We start from the raw sequence: 16147 nt of genomic DNA, 5'->3' as shown, positions 1-16147 counted from the left end.
CTTCCGGCTCCTGGAGTGCTTCCGGCTTCCGGGACGCTTCCGGCTCCTGGAGTGCTTCCGGCTTCCGGGACGCTTCCGGCTCCTGGAGTGCTTCCGGCTTCCGGGACGCTTCCGGCTCCTGGAGTGCTTCCGGATTCAGGGGGGTCCAAGGCTTCTGTGGTGCTTCCCGTTCCCAGAGGCTCCGCGGCGCGTGGTGTGGTCCCGGCGTCCGGGACGCTCCCGGGTTGTTGGGCGCTTCCGGCTTCTGGGGCGCTTCCGGTCTCTCAGATGGTTCCCGCTCCTGTGGTGCCGTCGGCCCCTGGGGTGTTGCTCTCTCCGGGCGCGGCACGGGCACCCCAAGGCGCCGCCGGTTCCGGCGTGGCCGGGGCAGCTCGGGGCGCCGCCGGTTCCGGCGTGGCAGCTCAGGGCGCTTTCGCTTCCGGCGTGGTGACAGGGGCAGCTCAGGGGGCTTTCGGTTCCGACACGGCGCGGGTGCGCGAGCCCGATGCCGGCCGGACGGGTGGCCGGCCCGCGCGGGTGGAGGTGGCGGGGGTCGAGGTGGACCCGCTCACCGAGCGCCAGGTGGTCGACTGGGTGGCCGCGGCGCTCCGGCGCGGCACGGGCGGCCACATCGTCACGCCCAACATCGACATCTGCCGCGCCGTCTCGCGCGAGCCCGCGCTCAGACGCCTGGTCGCCGCCGCCGACCTGGTGGTGGCCGACGGGATGCCGCTGGTGTGGGCGTCCAGGCTGCTCGGCACGGCCATCCCCGAGCGGGTGACGGGCGCCGACCTGATCTGGTCGCTCAGCGCCATGGCCGCCGCGGCCGGTCATCCGGTCTACCTGCTCGGCGGTCCGCCCGGCGTGGCGGCCGCAGCGGCGCGGGAGCTGACGGCGCGGTGCGCTGGGCTGGCGGTGTGCGGGGTGGACGCTCCGCCGTACGGGTTCGACAGGAGTGCCGAGGTGCTGGCCGAGGTCAGGGCCAGGTTGGTCGCCGCCGGGCCGGGCATCGTGTTCGTGGGGCTCGGGTTCCCCAAGCAGGACCGGCTGATCGCCGAGTTGCGTGCCGACCTGCCGCAGGCGTGGTTCGTGGGGTGCGGGTCGGCGATCGCGTTCGCGGCCGGGTCGGTGGCCAGGGCGCCGGCGTGGATGCGGCGCACGGGGACCGAGTGGCTGTTCCGGCTGGCGGCCGAGCCCGACCGGCTGGCCAGACGCTACCTGGTCGACGACCTGCCGTTCGCGCTGCGGCTGATGTCCAGGTCCTTACGGGACCGGTGGACGTCGGCCCGGCGATGAGGGCTCACCGGTTCTGACGATCTCGGGGGCGATCACGCGGCTGAGGGCGGCGATTCCGGTGGTCTCACGCTTGGGCCAGCTGCTGAGGGCGCGGGTTCCGGTGGCTTCGGGCCCTGGGGTGGCGAGGGCGCGGGTTCTGACGATCTCGGAGGCCGGGTGTCCGTGCTGGTGGGCTCGGGGTGGTCAGCTGGTGAGGGTGCGGATCGTGGCGATCTCGGCGTCGGTCAGGCGGTCCCGGTAGGAGTGGAGCGCGCTGCTGGAGTCCATCGGGCGGTAGGCGGTGCGTGACAGGCCGGACCAGGCGAAGCCGCGCTCCGCCGTACCCGGGGTCGTGCAGGCGCGCGTGACGCGGCGCTCGGCGGCGGGGGACCAGCGCAGGCCCGCCACCTCGTAGAGCCTGCGGAATCCCGGCAGGGGCGCGCCGGCGAGATCCTCGTAGGCGACGACGGTGACGCCCTCCGCGCGGGCGAGGACCGCGCGGGCCACCCGCCACAGCGCGCAGATCTTGGCGATGCGGTCCTGGGAGCCGACCAGCGCCCGTAGCTCCTCCACCTCGGGATGGTCGCGGACGAGCAGCGGCTGCTCGAGCAGTTCGTGGAAGTAGACGGTCCAGCCGAGCCGCGTCCACGAGCCGGCGAGCGAGACCGGGTCGCGGACCAGCGCGATGACCGTGCAGCCGAGCGTGCGCGCGAACCAGTTCGCCGACAGCACGGCGAACGGGTCGTCCAGGAGCGCCCGCCGTCCGGTGCGGCGTCCCCAGGCGAAGGCGGTGCCGTACCGGACGAGCCGGGCCAGGTCGTACGGCGAGCGGTTGGCACGCAGTTCGGCCAGCCAGCCGTAGCGGAGGGCGACGGTGTCGCGGAAGGCGGGCAGCCAGTCGGCGGAGTTGTCGTCGCAGATGTACTGGAAGCGGTGGGTGACGCCGGCGCGCAGCACGCCGGGGCAGCGGCCGGGCGGGTGTTGCGGGTTGAGCGGCTCGTTCACGTAGACCAGCTCGCCCGAGGCGGCCAGCATCTTGCCGACCCAGCTGGTGCCGCTGCGGGGCAGGCCCGTCACGAGGACGGGGTTCACGCGGCCGCCCATGAGCGGAACCTGAGCGCGGTCATGCTGTGGCGGCCGAAGGGACGCAGGCCGTAGCGCTGGTGGATCTGCCAGAGCGGCAGCAGGTTCTTCAGCAGCACCCCACCCGACCAGCCGAGCGCCGCGCCCAGCGCGCCGTGCGCGGGGATGAGCGCGAGGTCGAGCAGGACGGTGAACCCGACGGCGGCGAGCAGGTTGGCGAGGCTGGTGGTGGTGTGGCCCGCCGAGGTGAGCACGACGTCGACCATGCCGCACGCCGTCGCCACCATCATCGTGCCCGCCAGGACCAGCGCGATGGGCACCGCGTGGCCGTACCCGGTGCCGAAGACGCGCAGCAGCCAGGGCGCCAGGACGGCGTAGCCGAGCCACACCGGCCAGGTCAGGAGCACCAGCCACATGGTGGTCACCTGGTAGAGCTCGCGCGCCCGCGCCAGGTCGTCCTCGGCCAGGGCGCGCACCAGGCGGGGCTGGGCGGCCTGGGCCAGGCCCTGGTTCGCGAGCTGCCCGACCACCCTGAACCTGGTCGCCGCGGTGTAGCAGGCGACCTGGGCGGGGCCCGCCAGCAGGGCGACGACCACGATGTCGAGCCGCTGGAACACCGCCTGGATCGCGCCCGCGGCCGACCGCGGCGCGGTGTGGCGCCACAGGTCGCGCGCGGTGCCGGGCAGGTACGGCGTGCGCGGCAGCCGCGCGCGCAGGCTCACCGCCGCCAGGACCACGACCATCAGGTACGGCACGCCCCACGCTCCGGCGAGCACTCCGGGGACGGGGACGCCGGGCAGGAGGCCGGCCGGCACGGCGTACGCCACGGCCGCCACCAGGGCCAGTTGCGCGACGGGAAGCACGATCCCGTCGAGCAGCACGGTCGGGCGCATCGCGCCGAACCCTCGGGTGGCGGCCAGGAGCACGTCGGCGACGACGATGCAGGGGAGCGCCAGGGCGAGGGGGCCGAGCTGCGGGTGGAGGAGTACGCCCGCCGCGAGGGAGAGCACCGCGCCGGGAGCCACGGCCGCCCGGACGTATCCGGAGATGCCGCGGTAGTCGTAGGTCCTGGCGCGGGCGATGAAGTAGACCAGGCCGTTGCCCGCGTCGAGCTTGGCGATGCCGGCGACCATCAGGGCCAGCGCGACGGCGGTGAAGAAGGTGCCCGCCTGCTCGACGGTGAAGGCCCTGGTGACCACCACGGCCAGCAGGAACTGGGCGAGCGCGCCGGCTCCCGCGCCGGTGATGCCCGCGATGCCCCCGCGGGCCACCCGCCCCACCGCTCCCCGCCCTTCCCGGCCGGCGGGATCCGTCGTCACCTGCGCCACGAGGGATCACCGCCCAGCCACGGGACGAGGTCCAGGTCGTACACCTCGAAGTGCTCCATCAGCGCCTGCCGTACCGGCTCGGGCAGCGGTTTGGGCCTGGACCTGCCGTTGTGCCGCTCGAAGACCGGGTCGCCCATAGGGGGGACGCCCAGGAAGTCCAGCACCTCGTCGTGGACCACCTCCGGCTCGGCGAAGAACCGGTGGCTGTCGATGACGAGGATCCGCTCCCGCCCGAACAGCGGCTCCAGCCGGTTGAGCTGCTCGGCGTAGCGGCCGCGCGCCAGGTAGGCGTGGTGACGGTGCGAGTGGTGGACCGAGTAAGGCTGGGAGCGCAGCTGGTCCTCCGCCCCTGCCAGGCGCCTGAGCTCCAGCTCCACCGCGTACTCGAAGTGGGACTCGAGCTCGAACCCGCGCGCCAGCTCGTGGGAGTGCGCGGAGAAGGCCCGCTCGACGGGGTCGCGCACCAGCACGATCAGCTTCACGCCCGGCAGGTCCCTGACGATCCGCTCGCCGGCCAGGGGATGGAACATGTAGTAGGGGGCCGACTCGAAGGCCAGCGGCTGCCTGCCGTACCGCTTCTTGAGCAGCGCCGCGCCCACCTTGAGCGGGAAGTGCCCCTGGTACCACGACGGGCCCTTGGCGTAGTCGATGTCGAAGTAGTGGATGCCCTTGTGCAGCACGGGCTTGAGCAGGAGCGGGTGCTGGGCGAGCGCGCGGTAGAGCGAGGTGGTGCCGCACCGCTGGGCTCCCACGATCAGGAAGGACGGCAGCACCCGGCCGCCGGAGGTGAGCCGCCCGGTGGTGCGCGAGACCGACATGACCGAGTGCTTCATGGCGTTCATATGAGGAGCTCCTGGTGATCGACGAGCGGGTTGAGCCAACAGGACGGCGGGCCCAGCGGCTCGTGGCCGTCGGCGGCGTGCCGGTCGGCGAGCGCGATGAGGTAGCGGATCGCGGTCAGCCGGGCCTGCGCGGACGAGAGCCCGAGCGGCGCGAGCGCCCGCGCCGACCGGGCCAGGCAGGCTCTGGCGGCCTGGTCGGGCGGCATGCGGCGCAGTGCCCGCTGGAACAGGTGGTGGAGCGCGTCGAAGCCGGGCGGCACGCCGACCTCGTAGCGCTCCCAGTCCCACACGTGGAGGCGGCCGTCGCCGGTCGGCGCGATGTTCCACGGCGACAGGTCGCCGTGCCAGGCCGGGCCCGCGGGGCCGCCGGTGGCCGCGATCTCCTTGACGGCCGCGGTGAGCAGCGCGGGGGAGACGCGGGCCCGCCGTACGGGCAGGGCGGACAGGGCGAGGACGGCCAGCTCGTTCCAGGCGCCGTGGTAGAGCACGACCGGCGGCACGACGGTCTTCAGCGGCAGGTCGGCGAGCTTTCGCAGCGTGGCGGCCTCGTTGGTGATGAGCTCGCGGGTCCGTGGCGTGTCGCCGATCTTGGCGTAGGCCATGAGCGTGCCCTGCGAGTGGAGTTCGAGGACGGGCTTGCGGTTGGGCCTGCGCGCGGGCCGTACGTGTAGGACCACGCGGACGGGCGCGCCGAACACCTCGCTCAGATGGCTCTCGATCGAGCCTTCGAGAGGCAGCATGAGCTTCGGCGCGAGGGGCGCGTGCCACCAGCGGCGCGGTCGCAGCCGCCGGGGGAGCACGGCGTGCGGGAGCACGCTGTAGGCCTGCGGCCGGCCCTGCCCCGGGTAGAGCAGGCGGATGGTCTGACCGAGGTAGCGCAGCCTGACGCGGGCGTCACGCATGGGTGTTCCTCCACAGGAGGGCGAACGAGACGAGGTAGAGGCTGAGCGGCGTGACCAGGCCGTCGTAGACGAACATGTAGAGCAGCACGAGGATCATCACCAGCACGCCCGCCAGGCCGATGGGGCTGCGGTCGGGCCAGTGGCGGCGGATCGCGCCGAGGAAGAAGGCGACGTAGAGCGCGGCGCCCACGAAGCCCTGCGTGATGATCAGATGCCACAGCTGGCCGTCGCTGCCCAGCGGTGGGTGACCGCACTCCCTGCACCAGTCGGTCCTGCCCGTGGTGATCGTGCGGTGGTTGCCCATGGCGTTGCGGGTGTTGCCGTAGCCGATGAACGGCGAGCCGGCGGCGGCCTTGACGGTGGCGGCCACGGTGAAGGCTCTGATGTCGTTGCTGTGCGGGTTGTCCAGGCGCTGGATCACCAGGTCGGTGAGGGGGCTGGCGGCGAACACGACCGCGCCGAGGGCCCCCGCCGCGCACAGTGTCAGGCGGGTGCGCCCGCCGACCCTGACGACGAGGTAGACGACGATCAGGCTGAGGCCGATCCACAGGCCCCTGTTGAGCGAGTAGACGACCGGTACGGAGGCCGCCGCGACGAGCGCGACGGCCGCGGCCTTGCGGCGCGGCCCGCCGTGGACCCACCAGCCGACCACGAACCAGATGAGCAGCACCGACAGGTTGCTGCCCCACGCGTTGGCCCACTCGAAGGGCGCCTCGGGCCGCGGCGAGGCGTGGCCGAGCACCTTCTGGATCTGGGCCGCCGTCGGGTGGATCAGGTTCTCGACGAACGGGTTGCCGGCGATCCAGGCGGGCAGCACGTGTTCGAGCGGCGAGGTGAAGGCGAAGGTGGGCCAGAACACGCCGAGCAGGCCGCCGGCCACCGTGGTGACGAACAGTACGCCGAGCATCCTGACCAGGCGCAGCTGCGGGAGCTCCCGCTCGGTGAGGTTGCCGAGGTAGAGCACCATGATCAGGAGGGAGACGTAGAGCGCCAGGCGCATGAGGTAGCCGATGACGCGGCCCGCGCCGAAGTCGCCGTAGGTGTCCTGCGGCATCTCGCCCAGCATGAGGGCGCTGAGCAGGTAGCCGGCCAGCATGAGCGCCCACAGCCCCAGCCCGCGCGGCAGCCTGATCGGCCGCCTGCGCCACAGGACGCACGCCATGGGGACGGCCAGGACGATCACGGCCAGGCCGCCGAAGCCGAGGGCCCACCATACGGGATAGCCGACCAGCAGGGCTCCGATCGGCCATGCTGCCCGGCTGTTCGGGCGGGTGTCCCGCACCGTCACGTGTCGGACACCTGGGGCATCGGTGACGTCTCCGGCCCCTCGGTGCGCTGCCGCGGGCCCGTGGCGCCCCTCGCCAGGATGTCGCCGGTGACGGGGCTGACCCTGGCCGCCCGGCGCGCGGGGGCGGGGACGATGGGAGTGGGGATGCTCGTGGCCGCCTTCGCCGGCACCGCCTTGCCCGGCACCGCCCTGCCCGGCGCTGCCTTGTCCAGCGCCGCCTTGCCCGCGACGGGCGCAGCCGGTGAGGGGCCGGGCGCCGCGACGGTGACCGCGCCGATGACCGGCACCCGGTGCCGCTCCAGCCGCCGTACGGCGAGCGTCACGTCGCCGGCCCGTACCGCGCCCAGCCCGATGACCAGCAGCGCGCCGTCGGCCCTGGCCACGTCCGCGACGTCGGCCCCGGTCAGCACGGTGACCCGCGCGGCCATCGACAACCGCTGGGCCAGCGGCGCCACGCCGATCGCCGGCGGAACCTGCCACAGCAGCAGGCGCGGCCCCCGGCACGAGGCCACCACGGCGGTGGCCAGCTCGTGCAGCGTCCGGGAGTCGGCGGGGCCGGACAGGTCGGCCAGCAGCGGCAGCCCGGTCAGCCGTTCGACGTCGCCTGCCGTACGCACTCTGGTGTCGAGCCGGTCGCAGGCGTAGGCGGCGGCCGCGCCGCACAGCAGCCCGAGCATCACGCCGCTGCCGAGGTAGAGCGGGACGCTGGGGGAGCTGGGCGCGGCCGGTTCGGCGGCCTGGCTGATGACGTAGCCGGGGGTGACCGCGACGGTCTTCAGCGAGTCGTACTTCATCGTGAGGCTGTAGACCTGCCGGGTGAGCAGGTTCTGCCGCTGGGTGGCGACGGTGTGCTCGGCGGACCCCCTGCGCAGCAGGGCCAGCTCGGCGACGACCTTGCTCAGGCCGGTGTTGACCTGCTTCAGCTTGGTGGTCAGCGCCTTGAGCTGGGCGCTGAGGGCGGCCTGCGCGGTCTCGGTGCGGTGCTGGAGGTATGCCTGGGCGTAGGCGCGCGACTGGGCGGCGGCGATGGCGGGGGTGTCGGCCGTGACGGCGATGGACAGCACCGCGGAGTTGGGCGGCACCGTCACCTCGGCCGGCGAAGGGGTGGCCTTCAGCACCACCGCGGCCTTGGCCGCCACGACCGCCGACTGGGCGACCTGCGCCTCGGTGTCGAGGTTGAGCGCCTCGCGCTGCCTGCCCGTCACCTGGTTGGGCTGCTCCTGCACGCCGGTGGAGGCGACGAGGACCTGCGTGGTGGCGGTGTAGGCGGGCGGGATGAGGCAGAGCAGCGCGAGACCGCCGAGCAGGCCGGCGAGAAGGCAGGCGAGGAAGAGGTTTCTGCGCCTGCGCAGCAGTGAGAGGTGCTCGGCCAGGTCCACGCCGGAGGACATCAGGCATCTCCCTGTAGTCGCTGTGCGACTCTGGGTTACTGGGTCACGTCACTATAGGGCGGGCGAATATTTCCCCGGTTGAATACTGAAGATTTTCTCCCGGACCCCCCGCTAAATATCGCCCATTATTGCGAAATGTCGGTGTTGGCGATCCGGGAAACTCGCGACCCGGCAGGTAGCAGGCGTGGCAGGGTAGTTCGGCAACACGGCGGGGGCTGACAGTAATTACGAGGGGAGTGGAGACGACTTGCGTCTCAGAAAAGCAGTGGCGCTCATTCTGCTCGCCGCACTGCCGGCCTGCTCCACGGCCTCGGGTACGGCCCGGCACGTCCAGGCCGATCCCACGGTCGAGGCCGAAGTGAACGGCATGCTCGGCATCACGGAGTCGCCGGCGTGCGAGGTCACGGCCAAGCTCATCCCGTCCTGCGGCGCATGGTGGGGGATCGCGCCCGAGATCTTCACCGGGCTGACGTCCGACAGGGCGCTCGCCAGTGCGGAGAAGCGCATGGGGCGCACCGCCGACATCCTGCACGTCTACCACCGCGGCAGCGAGCTGTTCCCGACCGGCAGGGAGATCGCGCTGGCCCGCGACCCCGCCCACCCGAGGCTGCTGCTGGTCAACTGGAAGCCGACGTTCGACACCACCTGGGCCGCCATCGCCGGCGGGGCGCTCGACCGCCGCATCGACCGGCTGGCCGACCACATCAGGCGGACCTTCCCCGAGCGCTTCTTCCTCACCATCCACCACGAGCCCGAGGACGACGTCAGGGCCGATCCCGGCTCGGGCATGACGGCCACCGACTACGCCGCGATGTTCCGCCACGTCGTGCAGCGGCTGCGCGCGAAAGGGGTCAGGAACGCCGTCACGGTGATGACCTACATGGGGGCGCCCAACTGGGCCTCACAGCCGTGGTTCGAGCAGCTCTACCCAGGCGACGACGTGGTCGACTGGGTGGCGATGGACCCCTACGTCGACAGCGCGGTGCGCGACTTCGACGGGCTGGTCAACAAGACGCGCAAGGACTACCCGCGCTGGCCGGGCTTCTCCCGCTGGATGCAGTGGCGCTTCCCCGGCAAGCCCATCATGATCGCGGAGTGGGGGGTGTTCTCCGCCGGCCACAAGCGCGCCTTCTTCGAGTCCGTGCGCGCCCAGGTCGGGCGCTATCCGCAGATCAAGGCGCTGGTCTACTTCGACTCGCCGCGCGCGCCGCGGGGCGACACCAGGTTCGACACCGACCCGGGGGCCGCGCGCGCCTTCACCACACTCGCGACGGATCCGCACTTCTCCGCGACGAGCGTGCCGCGACCGTGAGCGCGGCGCCGCCGAGGACGGCCGTCGCGCCAACGATCCACAGCGTGGCCGGGTCGGGCACGCTCAGGAGCTTGAGCGCCGACGCGAGCAGGACCAGGGCCAGCAGTGCCCTGATGGTCGCGCCGGGCGCCCACGCGGAGATCCGCGCGCCGAGATAGACGCCGGGGACCGAGCCCAGCAGCAGCGAGAAGGTGAGGTCGAGCTGGAAGTCGCCGAAGAACAGGTGCGCCAGCGCCGCCGCGCCCACGAGGGGGACGGCCTGCACCAGGTCGGTGCCGACGAGCTGGTTGGCCTTGAGCGCGGGGTAGAGGGCCAGCAGTGCCACGATGATCAGTGACCCGGATCCGACGGAGGAGACACCGACCACCACGCCGCCCACCGTACCGACCAGTACAGTCGGAATCGGGCGCACGACGATCTCATGGGCGCTCGACGAGCCCCCCTTGCCGCCGAGCCAGGCCTTCAGCACCAGACCGGCGACGGCCAGGAGCAGCGCGATGCCCAGCGACACCTTCACCGCCTGCTGGACGGCCGCGCCGTCGCCGAAGGCCCGCACCAGGAAGACGCCGCTGAAGGCGGCCGGCACCGAGCCGGCGCACAGCCAGCCCACCAGACGCAGGTTGACGGTGCCCCTGCGCAGGTGGACCAGGCCGCCGACCGGCTTCATGACCGCCGAGGCGACCAGGTCGCTGGAGACGGCCGCCAGCGGAGGGACGTTGAAGAACAGCATCATCATGGGCGTCATCAGCGCCCCGCCGCCCATGCCGGTCAGGCCGACCACGATCGCGACGACGAACGACCCGGCCGCCAGGGGGAGGTCGATCAACGAACCCATCCTCCGCCGCGAAGGGTGTCGAGGACCCGGGAGACGGCGGCTCCCACCGAGAGGTGCGTGGTGTCGATGACCAGGTCGGCGTCCTCGGGCTCCTCGTAGGGGTCGGAGACGCCGGTGAACGCGGGGATCTCGCCGGCGCGGGCCTTGGCGTACAGGCCCTTGCGGTCGCGGCGCTCGCACTCCTCCAGCGGCGTGGACACGTGCACCAGCAGGAAGTCGGCCCCGACCGACTCGACCAGCGCCCGCACCTCCTCGCGGGTGGCGGCGTAGGGCGCGATGGGCGCGCAGATGGCCAGCCCGCCGTGCCGCGCGGCCTCGGCGGCGACGAAGCCGATGCGGCGGATGTTGAGGTCGCGGTCGGCCTTGGAGAAGGTCAGGCCCTTGGACAGCAGGTGGCGCACCACGTCGCCGTCCAGGTAGGTGACCGTGCGGGTGCCGAGCTCCAGCAGGGCGTCGCGCAGGCCGCGGGCGATCGTCGACTTGCCGGACCCCGACAGGCCGGTGAAGAAGACCACGACACCCCTGCGGTGCGGCGGGCCCGGCAGCGTGACCGGCTCGGGGCCGGCCAGGTGCTCGGTGGCGCCGTAGGCGGTCGCGACGTGCTCGCGCAGCTCCAGGTCGATCTCGTGGTCCTCGCGGGGGGCCAGCGGCACCGGGACGACGATCGTGTCGTCCGGCAGCTTCTCGCGGGCCTTCAGCGCGGCTCTGACCACCGCGGGGCCGCCCTCGCCGTACGCCAGGGGCAGCAGCACGACGACGCCCTCGAGTTCCTCGGCGACGGCCAGGATCTCCTGCGTGCTCAGGTCGTCGAGCGGGCCGCGCATGGTGACGGCCAGCGCGGGACGGCCGGCCAGTTCCTCGCGCACCTCGGCGGGGGTGCGGCGCAGCCGGGCGAAGGGGCCGTGCTCGGCGGCGCCGAGCGCCTCGACGGGGCCCGCCACCAGGTCGTCGTGGCCGGTCTCTGCCACCGTCAGTACGGCGAGCGCGACGCCCTCAGGGTCGAGGAGGGTCACCCTGTCGCCCTGCTTGGCCTCGGGGACGCGCAGCGTCACGGGCGCGGGCCAGGGGCTGCCGTCGGCGAGCGTGCCGTGCGCGGCGACCTCATGAAGGTCGTCATGGCCGAGGAAACCGGTCAGCGGGTGGAAGGCGCCGGAGAGCAGCAACTCAAGGTCGGCGAGCTCGCGAGGGTCGGGGGTCCACTGGAGATTCGCCGTCATCGCTCCACAATTCCGGTCGACTTAGTCGGATATACCTTACCCGGTCATATCAGCCGGGCGAAATGATTCTGGGGCTTCCTGATGACCATCGTCACCTCGTCGTAGGAAGAGGTGAACCGCCCCCGCGACAGCTTGTCGACCAGCCGCACCACCGCCGAGCCGATCCGCCCCATGGCGGGGCCGCTGGTCGAGCTGAGGTCGTCACAGATCATCAGGCCGCGCATCAGGCAGAACGCGTGCATGCCCTCGCGGGAGGAGACCGGCTCGTAGACGGCGGGCAGCGGCCCCGCGCCCTCGCCGGTCGACAGGCGCGGCCACAGCAGGCGGCGCAGCCACCCGGGGGTGAGCCTGGCGCACAGGCCGTAGGCGGTGGACCGGTCGCGCATCCGCAGCAGGAGCAGCCCGCCCGGCCGCAGGCCGTTCAGCAGGCGGTCGAGGACCAGTTCGGCGTGCTGGATGCGCTCGACGAGAAAGGTCACCTGGACGGCGTCGAACGAGCGCGGCGTGACGGGCACCGAGCGCAGGTCGCCGAGCGTCCAGGCGTCCAGGTCGGTACGGCCCGCCATCAGGGCCCTGACGGCAGGCAGGTCCTCGTCGACGCCGAGGGCCCTGGTGTCGATCCCGTCGAGGGCGAGAGGCGAGTCGTGGGCGCACCCAGCGACGAGCAGGTCGAGCCTGCGCCCCAGTTGCTCGGTCCACTGCTCGCGGATCCGCTGCTCGAAGAGGTCGCCCCTGGCGACCGACTGCACGTCAGCCATGTCACCCAGAGTAATCACACAAACGCGATCTGTTGGGTATTTCCTTCGCGATCCTGTGGGGTACTCGCGGGCGAGTCTCGGTTGACGTCAGGGGCTGCTCCGGCGGGCGCGGTGCCGTCCTCGTGGACTCTAGCCCGCGCTCGCCCGCCGTCGTGCCGGGTTCGGGAGGAGCGGGGTCCGGGCTGGTCTCCGGGCGGCGGGCAACCCGGGGTGAGGGCGGGTCGCTCCGGCATCCCCTGGGAGGCCGAGGCTCCGGCATCCCCCTGGGAGAGCGAGGGGAGGGCCGGGGGGCGGCGCCGCGGGCGTGTGGTGGCGCCGGTGGAAGTAGTCTGGTCGGACAAGACCCCCGCGACCCCACCCGGCCGGGGGTAGTCGTGTTGCCGTCGTGGGGCTTGAGGGCGTATCTGATGAGTCTTTCCGGACTGCTTGACCTTGTCTCCGCCGACCCGAAGTTGACCGCCGCCCTCAAGCAGGGCGGCGACGCCGCGTTGATCGCGCCTGCCGCGCTGCGGCCCTTCGCCGTGGCCGCGCTCGCCGAGCACGACCGGCGTACGGTGCTGGCCGTCACCGCGACGGGCCGCGAGGCCGAGGACCTGGCGGCGGCGCTGACCAGCCTCATCGACCCGGGCGCCGTGGCGGTCTTCCCCACGTGGGAGACGCTGCCGCACGAGCGCCTGTCGCCGCGCAGTGACACGGTGGGCCAGCGGCTGGCCGTCCTGCGCAGGCTCGCGCACCCGGTGAAGGGCGACGCGACGGCGGGCCCGCTGTCGGTGATCGTCGCGCCGGTCCGGGCGCTGCTGCAGCCGATCGTGAAGGGCCTGGGCGACCTGGAGCCGATCCGTCTCAAGGCGGGCGACGACGCCGAGCTCGACGACGTGGTGGCGCGCCTCATCCAGAACGGCTACTCCAGGGTCGACATGGTCGAGAAGCGCGGCGAGGTGGCCGTGCGCGGCGGCCTGCTCGACGTGTTCCCGCCGACCGAGGAGCACCCGCTGCGCCTGGAGTTCTGGGGCGACACGGTCGAGGAGATCCGCTGGTTCAAGGTCGCCGACCAGCGCTCGCTCGAGGTGGCGGGCGACGGCCTGTTCGCGCCGCCGTGCCGCGAGCTGCTGCTGACCGACGAGGTGCGGGCGAGGGCGGCCGAGCTGGCCGGCGAGCACCCGTCGCTGGCCGAGGTGCTCGACCAGCTCGCCGAGGGCATGCCGGTGGAGGGCATGGAGGCGTTCGCGCCGGCCCTGGCGGGGGAGATGGACCTGCTGATCGACCACCTGCCCGCGAAGGCGGCGGTGTTCGTGTGCGATCCGGAGCGGATCAGGGGCAGGGCGGAGGAACTGGTCAGGACGAGCCAGGAGTTCCTCGAGGCGTCGTGGATCAACGCGGCGGCCGGCGGCGAGGCGCCGATCGACCTCGACGCGGCGGCCTTCCGCACCCTGGAGGAGGTCCGCGACCAGGCCGACTCACTCGGCCTGCCGTGGTGGACGATGGCGCCCTTCGGCGAGGGCGTCGAGCTCGAGGCCCAGGACAGCGAGTCCTACCGGGGCGACACTCAGAAGGCGCTGGCCGACATCAAGGGCTGGCTGGGCGAGGACAAGGCGGTCGTGCTGCTCAGCGAGGGCATGGGGCCGGCCGAGCGGATGGTCGAACTGCTCAGGGGCGTGGACGTGCCCGCCCGCCTGTCGAGGTATCTCGACAGCACACCGGAGCCGAAGGTGGTGCACGTCTCGACCGGGCGCATCGAGCACGGCTTCGTGACGCCGGGGCTGGCCGTCCTCACGCATCTGGACCTGGTCGGGCAGAAGGCGAGCACCAAGGACATGCGCCGCCTGCCCAGCAGGCGGCGGAACATGGTCGACCCGCTGCAGCTCAAGGTCGGCGACCACGTGGTGCACGAGCAGCACGGCGTGGGCCGCTACGTGGAGATGGTGCAGCGGACCGTGCAGGGCGCCACCCGCGAGTACCTCGTCATCGAGTACGCCAAGGGCGACCGCCTCTACGTGCCGACCGACCAGCTCGACGAGGTGACGCGCTACGTCGGCGGCGAGGCGCCCACGCTCAACAGGATGGGCGGCGCCGACTGGGCCAAGGCCAAGTCGAGGGCGAAGAAGGCGGTCAAGGAGATCGCCGGCGAGCTGATCCGCCTCTACAGCGCGCGCATGGCCAGCCCAGGCCACCCCTTCGCGCCGGACTCGCCGTGGCAGCGGGAGATGGAGGACGCCTTCCCCTACGCCGAGACCGGCGACCAGCTGGAGGCCATCGACGAGGTCAAGCGCGACATGGAGCGGCCCGTCCCGATGGACCGGCTGGTCTGCGGCGACGTCGGCTACGGCAAGACCGAGATCGCGGTGCGGGCGGCCTTCAAGGCGGTGCAGGACGGCAAGCAGGTCGCGGTGCTGGTGCCGACGACGCTGCTGGTGCAGCAGCACCTGTCGACGTTCAGCGAGCGCTTCTCCAGCTTCCCCGTCACGGTGAAGCCGGTCTCCCGCTTCCAGACCGACGGCGAGGTGAAGCAGACCCTCGAAGGGCTCAAGGGCGGCCAGGTCGACCTGGTGATCGGCACGCACCGGCTGCTCAGTCCCGAGGTGCGTTTCAAGGACCTGGGGCTGATCATCATCGACGAGGAGCAGCGCTTCGGCGTCGAGCACAAGGAGGCCATGAAGCACCTGCGCACCCAGGTCGACGTGCTGGCGATGTCGGCCACGCCGATCCCGCGCACGCTGGAGATGGGTCTGACCGGCATCAGGGAGATGTCGACGATCCTGACCCCGCCGGAGGAGCGGCACCCGATCCTGACCTTCGTCGGGCCGTACGACGAGAAGCAGATCGCGGCCGCCGTCAGGCGCGAGCTGATGCGCGACGGTCAGGTCTTCTTCGTCCACAACCGGGTCGCCTCGATCAACAGGGTCTCGGCCAGGCTGAAGGAGCTGGTCCCCGAGGCGCGCATCGCGGTCGCGCACGGCCAGATGAACGAGCACCAGCTCGAGAAGATCATGGTCGGTTTCTGGGAGCGCGAGTACGACGTGCTGGTCTCCACGACGATCGTGGAGTCCGGCCTGGACGTGCCCAACGCCAACACGCTGATCGTCGACCGGGCCGACAACTACGGTCTGTCGCAGCTCCACCAGCTGCGCGGCCGGGTCGGCCGGGGCCGCGAGCGCGGCTACGCCTACTTCCTGTACCCGCCGGAGAAGCCGCTCACCGAGACCGCGCACGAGCGCCTGGCCACCATCGCCCAGCACACCGAGATGGGCGCGGGCATGTACGTCGCGATGAAGGACCTGGAGATCCGCGGCGCCGGCAACGTGCTCGGCGCCGAGCAGTCGGGATTCATCGCCGGCGTCGGCTTCGACCTGTACGTCCGGCTGATGGCGGAGGCCGTCAAGGAACAGAAGGCCAAGCTCTCGGGCGTCGAGGTCGAGGAGGAGCACCAGGACGTCAAGGTCGAGCTGCCGATCAACGCGCACATCCCGCACGACTACGTCACCTCGGAGCGGCTGCGCCTGGAGGCGTACAAGCGGATCGCCGCCATCACCGCCGAGACCCACATCGACGAGGTGCGCGCCGAGCTCACCGACCGGTACGGCAAGCCGCCCGTCGAGGTGGACAACCTCATGGAGGTGGCGCGCTTCCGGCTCAAGGCCCGCAAGGCTGGGCTGACCGACGTGACGCTCCAGGGCCAGAACATCAAGTTCGGTCCCGTCGTGCTGAAGGATTCGCAGCAGGTCAGGCTGGACCGGCTGTACAAGAAGGCCATCTACAAGCAGGCGGCCGAGACGCTGCTCGTGCCCGCGCCGAAGACCAAGCCGCTGGGCGGGGTGCCGCTGCGCGACCTCGAGCTGCTGAAATGGTGCTCGGACCTGGTCGAAGTCATGTTCCTCGAACCGGCGAGGGTAAAGTAACCGACGAAACGCGCTCGGGCAGCGTGATCGATCGCGAAGGG

12 protein-coding genes are annotated in these 16147 nt (G+C 72.1%); 3 read left to right on the top strand and 9 right to left on the bottom strand.

Features of this window, described 5'->3' with window-relative positions; genetic code table 11:
• Positions 1 to 471 precede the first annotated feature (471 nt).
• On the top strand, positions 472 to 1275 hold the full coding sequence (locus ACWEVS_RS04050; RefSeq protein ID WP_449918092.1) for a WecB/TagA/CpsF family glycosyltransferase: 804 nt from the start codon (positions 472 to 474) through the stop codon (positions 1273 to 1275).
• Between the two features lie 183 nt (positions 1276 to 1458).
• Here ACWEVS_RS04050 and ACWEVS_RS04045 read toward each other — a convergent pair whose 3' ends face one another.
• Genes ACWEVS_RS04045 through ACWEVS_RS04020 form a run of 6 tightly spaced genes read right to left on the bottom strand, consistent with a single transcriptional unit; the run spans position 1459 to position 8088 of the window.
• Positions 1459 to 2358, bottom strand: a complete 900-nt coding sequence (locus ACWEVS_RS04045; RefSeq protein WP_452549805.1) for a sulfotransferase — start codon at positions 2356 to 2358, stop codon at positions 1459 to 1461.
• The gene (locus ACWEVS_RS04040; protein WP_452549803.1) at positions 2343 to 3665 is read right to left on the bottom strand and encodes a lipopolysaccharide biosynthesis protein; all 1323 of its coding nucleotides are present in this window, start codon (positions 3663 to 3665) and stop codon (positions 2343 to 2345) included. Before ACWEVS_RS04040 ends, ACWEVS_RS04045 begins: the two co-directional genes overlap by 16 nt.
• A complete protein-coding gene (locus ACWEVS_RS04035; protein WP_449918085.1) occupies positions 3653 to 4507 on the bottom strand; it encodes a sulfotransferase domain-containing protein in 855 nt (284 codons plus the stop codon). The genes ACWEVS_RS04040 and ACWEVS_RS04035 overlap by 13 nt, the downstream gene beginning before the upstream one ends.
• Positions 4504 to 5409, bottom strand: coding sequence for a hypothetical protein (locus ACWEVS_RS04030; protein ID WP_449918082.1), 906 nt, complete (start codon positions 5407 to 5409; stop codon positions 4504 to 4506). Before ACWEVS_RS04030 ends, ACWEVS_RS04035 begins: the two co-directional genes overlap by 4 nt.
• Positions 5402 to 6697 carry a hypothetical protein gene (locus tag ACWEVS_RS04025; RefSeq protein WP_452549801.1) on the bottom strand — a complete coding sequence of 432 codons (1296 nt, stop codon included), beginning with the start codon at positions 6695 to 6697 and terminating at the stop codon, positions 5402 to 5404. The genes ACWEVS_RS04030 and ACWEVS_RS04025 overlap by 8 nt, the downstream gene beginning before the upstream one ends.
• Positions 6694 to 8088, bottom strand: coding sequence for a Wzz/FepE/Etk N-terminal domain-containing protein (locus tag ACWEVS_RS04020; protein ID WP_452549799.1), 1395 nt, complete (start codon positions 8086 to 8088; stop codon positions 6694 to 6696). Before ACWEVS_RS04020 ends, ACWEVS_RS04025 begins: the two co-directional genes overlap by 4 nt.
• Before the next feature lie 247 nt (positions 8089 to 8335).
• Between ACWEVS_RS04020 and ACWEVS_RS04015 the strand changes: the two genes are divergently transcribed.
• Positions 8336 to 9400 (top strand): glycoside hydrolase family 26 protein, encoded by a 1065-nt coding sequence (locus ACWEVS_RS04015; protein ID WP_452415745.1) that lies wholly within the window; start codon positions 8336 to 8338, stop codon positions 9398 to 9400.
• On the opposite strand, the gene ACWEVS_RS04010 is transcribed toward ACWEVS_RS04015, so the two are convergent.
• From ACWEVS_RS04010 to ACWEVS_RS04000, 3 genes are read right to left on the bottom strand one after another with little or no spacing between them, the layout of a single operon-like run.
• Positions 9345 to 10226 carry a sulfite exporter TauE/SafE family protein gene (locus ACWEVS_RS04010; protein ID WP_452549797.1) on the bottom strand — a complete coding sequence of 294 codons (882 nt, stop codon included), beginning with the start codon at positions 10224 to 10226 and terminating at the stop codon, positions 9345 to 9347. The genes ACWEVS_RS04015 and ACWEVS_RS04010 overlap by 56 nt on opposite strands.
• On the bottom strand, positions 10223 to 11452 hold the full coding sequence (gene cysC, locus ACWEVS_RS04005) for an adenylyl-sulfate kinase (protein WP_452549796.1): 1230 nt from the start codon (positions 11450 to 11452) through the stop codon (positions 10223 to 10225). The genes ACWEVS_RS04010 and cysC overlap by 4 nt, the downstream gene beginning before the upstream one ends.
• 44 nt (positions 11453 to 11496) lie before the next feature.
• On the bottom strand, positions 11497 to 12210 hold the full coding sequence (locus ACWEVS_RS04000) for a methyltransferase type 12 (RefSeq protein ID WP_449918069.1): 714 nt from the start codon (positions 12208 to 12210) through the stop codon (positions 11497 to 11499).
• A 407-nt stretch (positions 12211 to 12617) separates the two neighbouring features.
• Here ACWEVS_RS04000 and mfd point away from each other — a divergent pair, with 407 nt between their 5' ends.
• On the top strand, positions 12618 to 16106 hold the full coding sequence (mfd, locus tag ACWEVS_RS03995; RefSeq protein WP_452549794.1) for a transcription-repair coupling factor: 3489 nt from the start codon (positions 12618 to 12620) through the stop codon (positions 16104 to 16106).
• Positions 16107 to 16147 lie beyond the last annotated feature (41 nt).

The organism is Nonomuraea sp. NPDC003754 (genome assembly GCF_053605785.1).
The sequence above is the reverse complement of the archived record's forward strand: the minus strand, read 5'-3'. Positions and strand labels throughout refer to the sequence as shown.

Coding starts and splice junctions, on each gene's coding strand:
- ACWEVS_RS04045 (WP_452549805.1), bottom strand. CDS start 2,358: ATGGGCGGCCGCGTGAACCCCGTCCTCGTGACGGGCCTGCCCCGCAGC.
- ACWEVS_RS04035 (WP_449918085.1), bottom strand. CDS start 4,507: ATGAACGCCATGAAGCACTCGGTCATGTCGGTCTCGCGCACCACCGGG.
- ACWEVS_RS04030 (WP_449918082.1), bottom strand. CDS start 5,409: ATGCGTGACGCCCGCGTCAGGCTGCGCTACCTCGGTCAGACCATCCGC.
- ACWEVS_RS04020 (WP_452549799.1), bottom strand. CDS start 8,088: ATGTCCTCCGGCGTGGACCTGGCCGAGCACCTCTCACTGCTGCGCAGG.
- cysC (WP_452549796.1), bottom strand. CDS start 11,452: ATGACGGCGAATCTCCAGTGGACCCCCGACCCTCGCGAGCTCGCCGAC.
- ACWEVS_RS04000 (WP_449918069.1), bottom strand. CDS start 12,210: ATGGCTGACGTGCAGTCGGTCGCCAGGGGCGACCTCTTCGAGCAGCGG.
- mfd (WP_452549794.1), top strand. CDS start 12,618: ATGAGTCTTTCCGGACTGCTTGACCTTGTCTCCGCCGACCCGAAGTTG.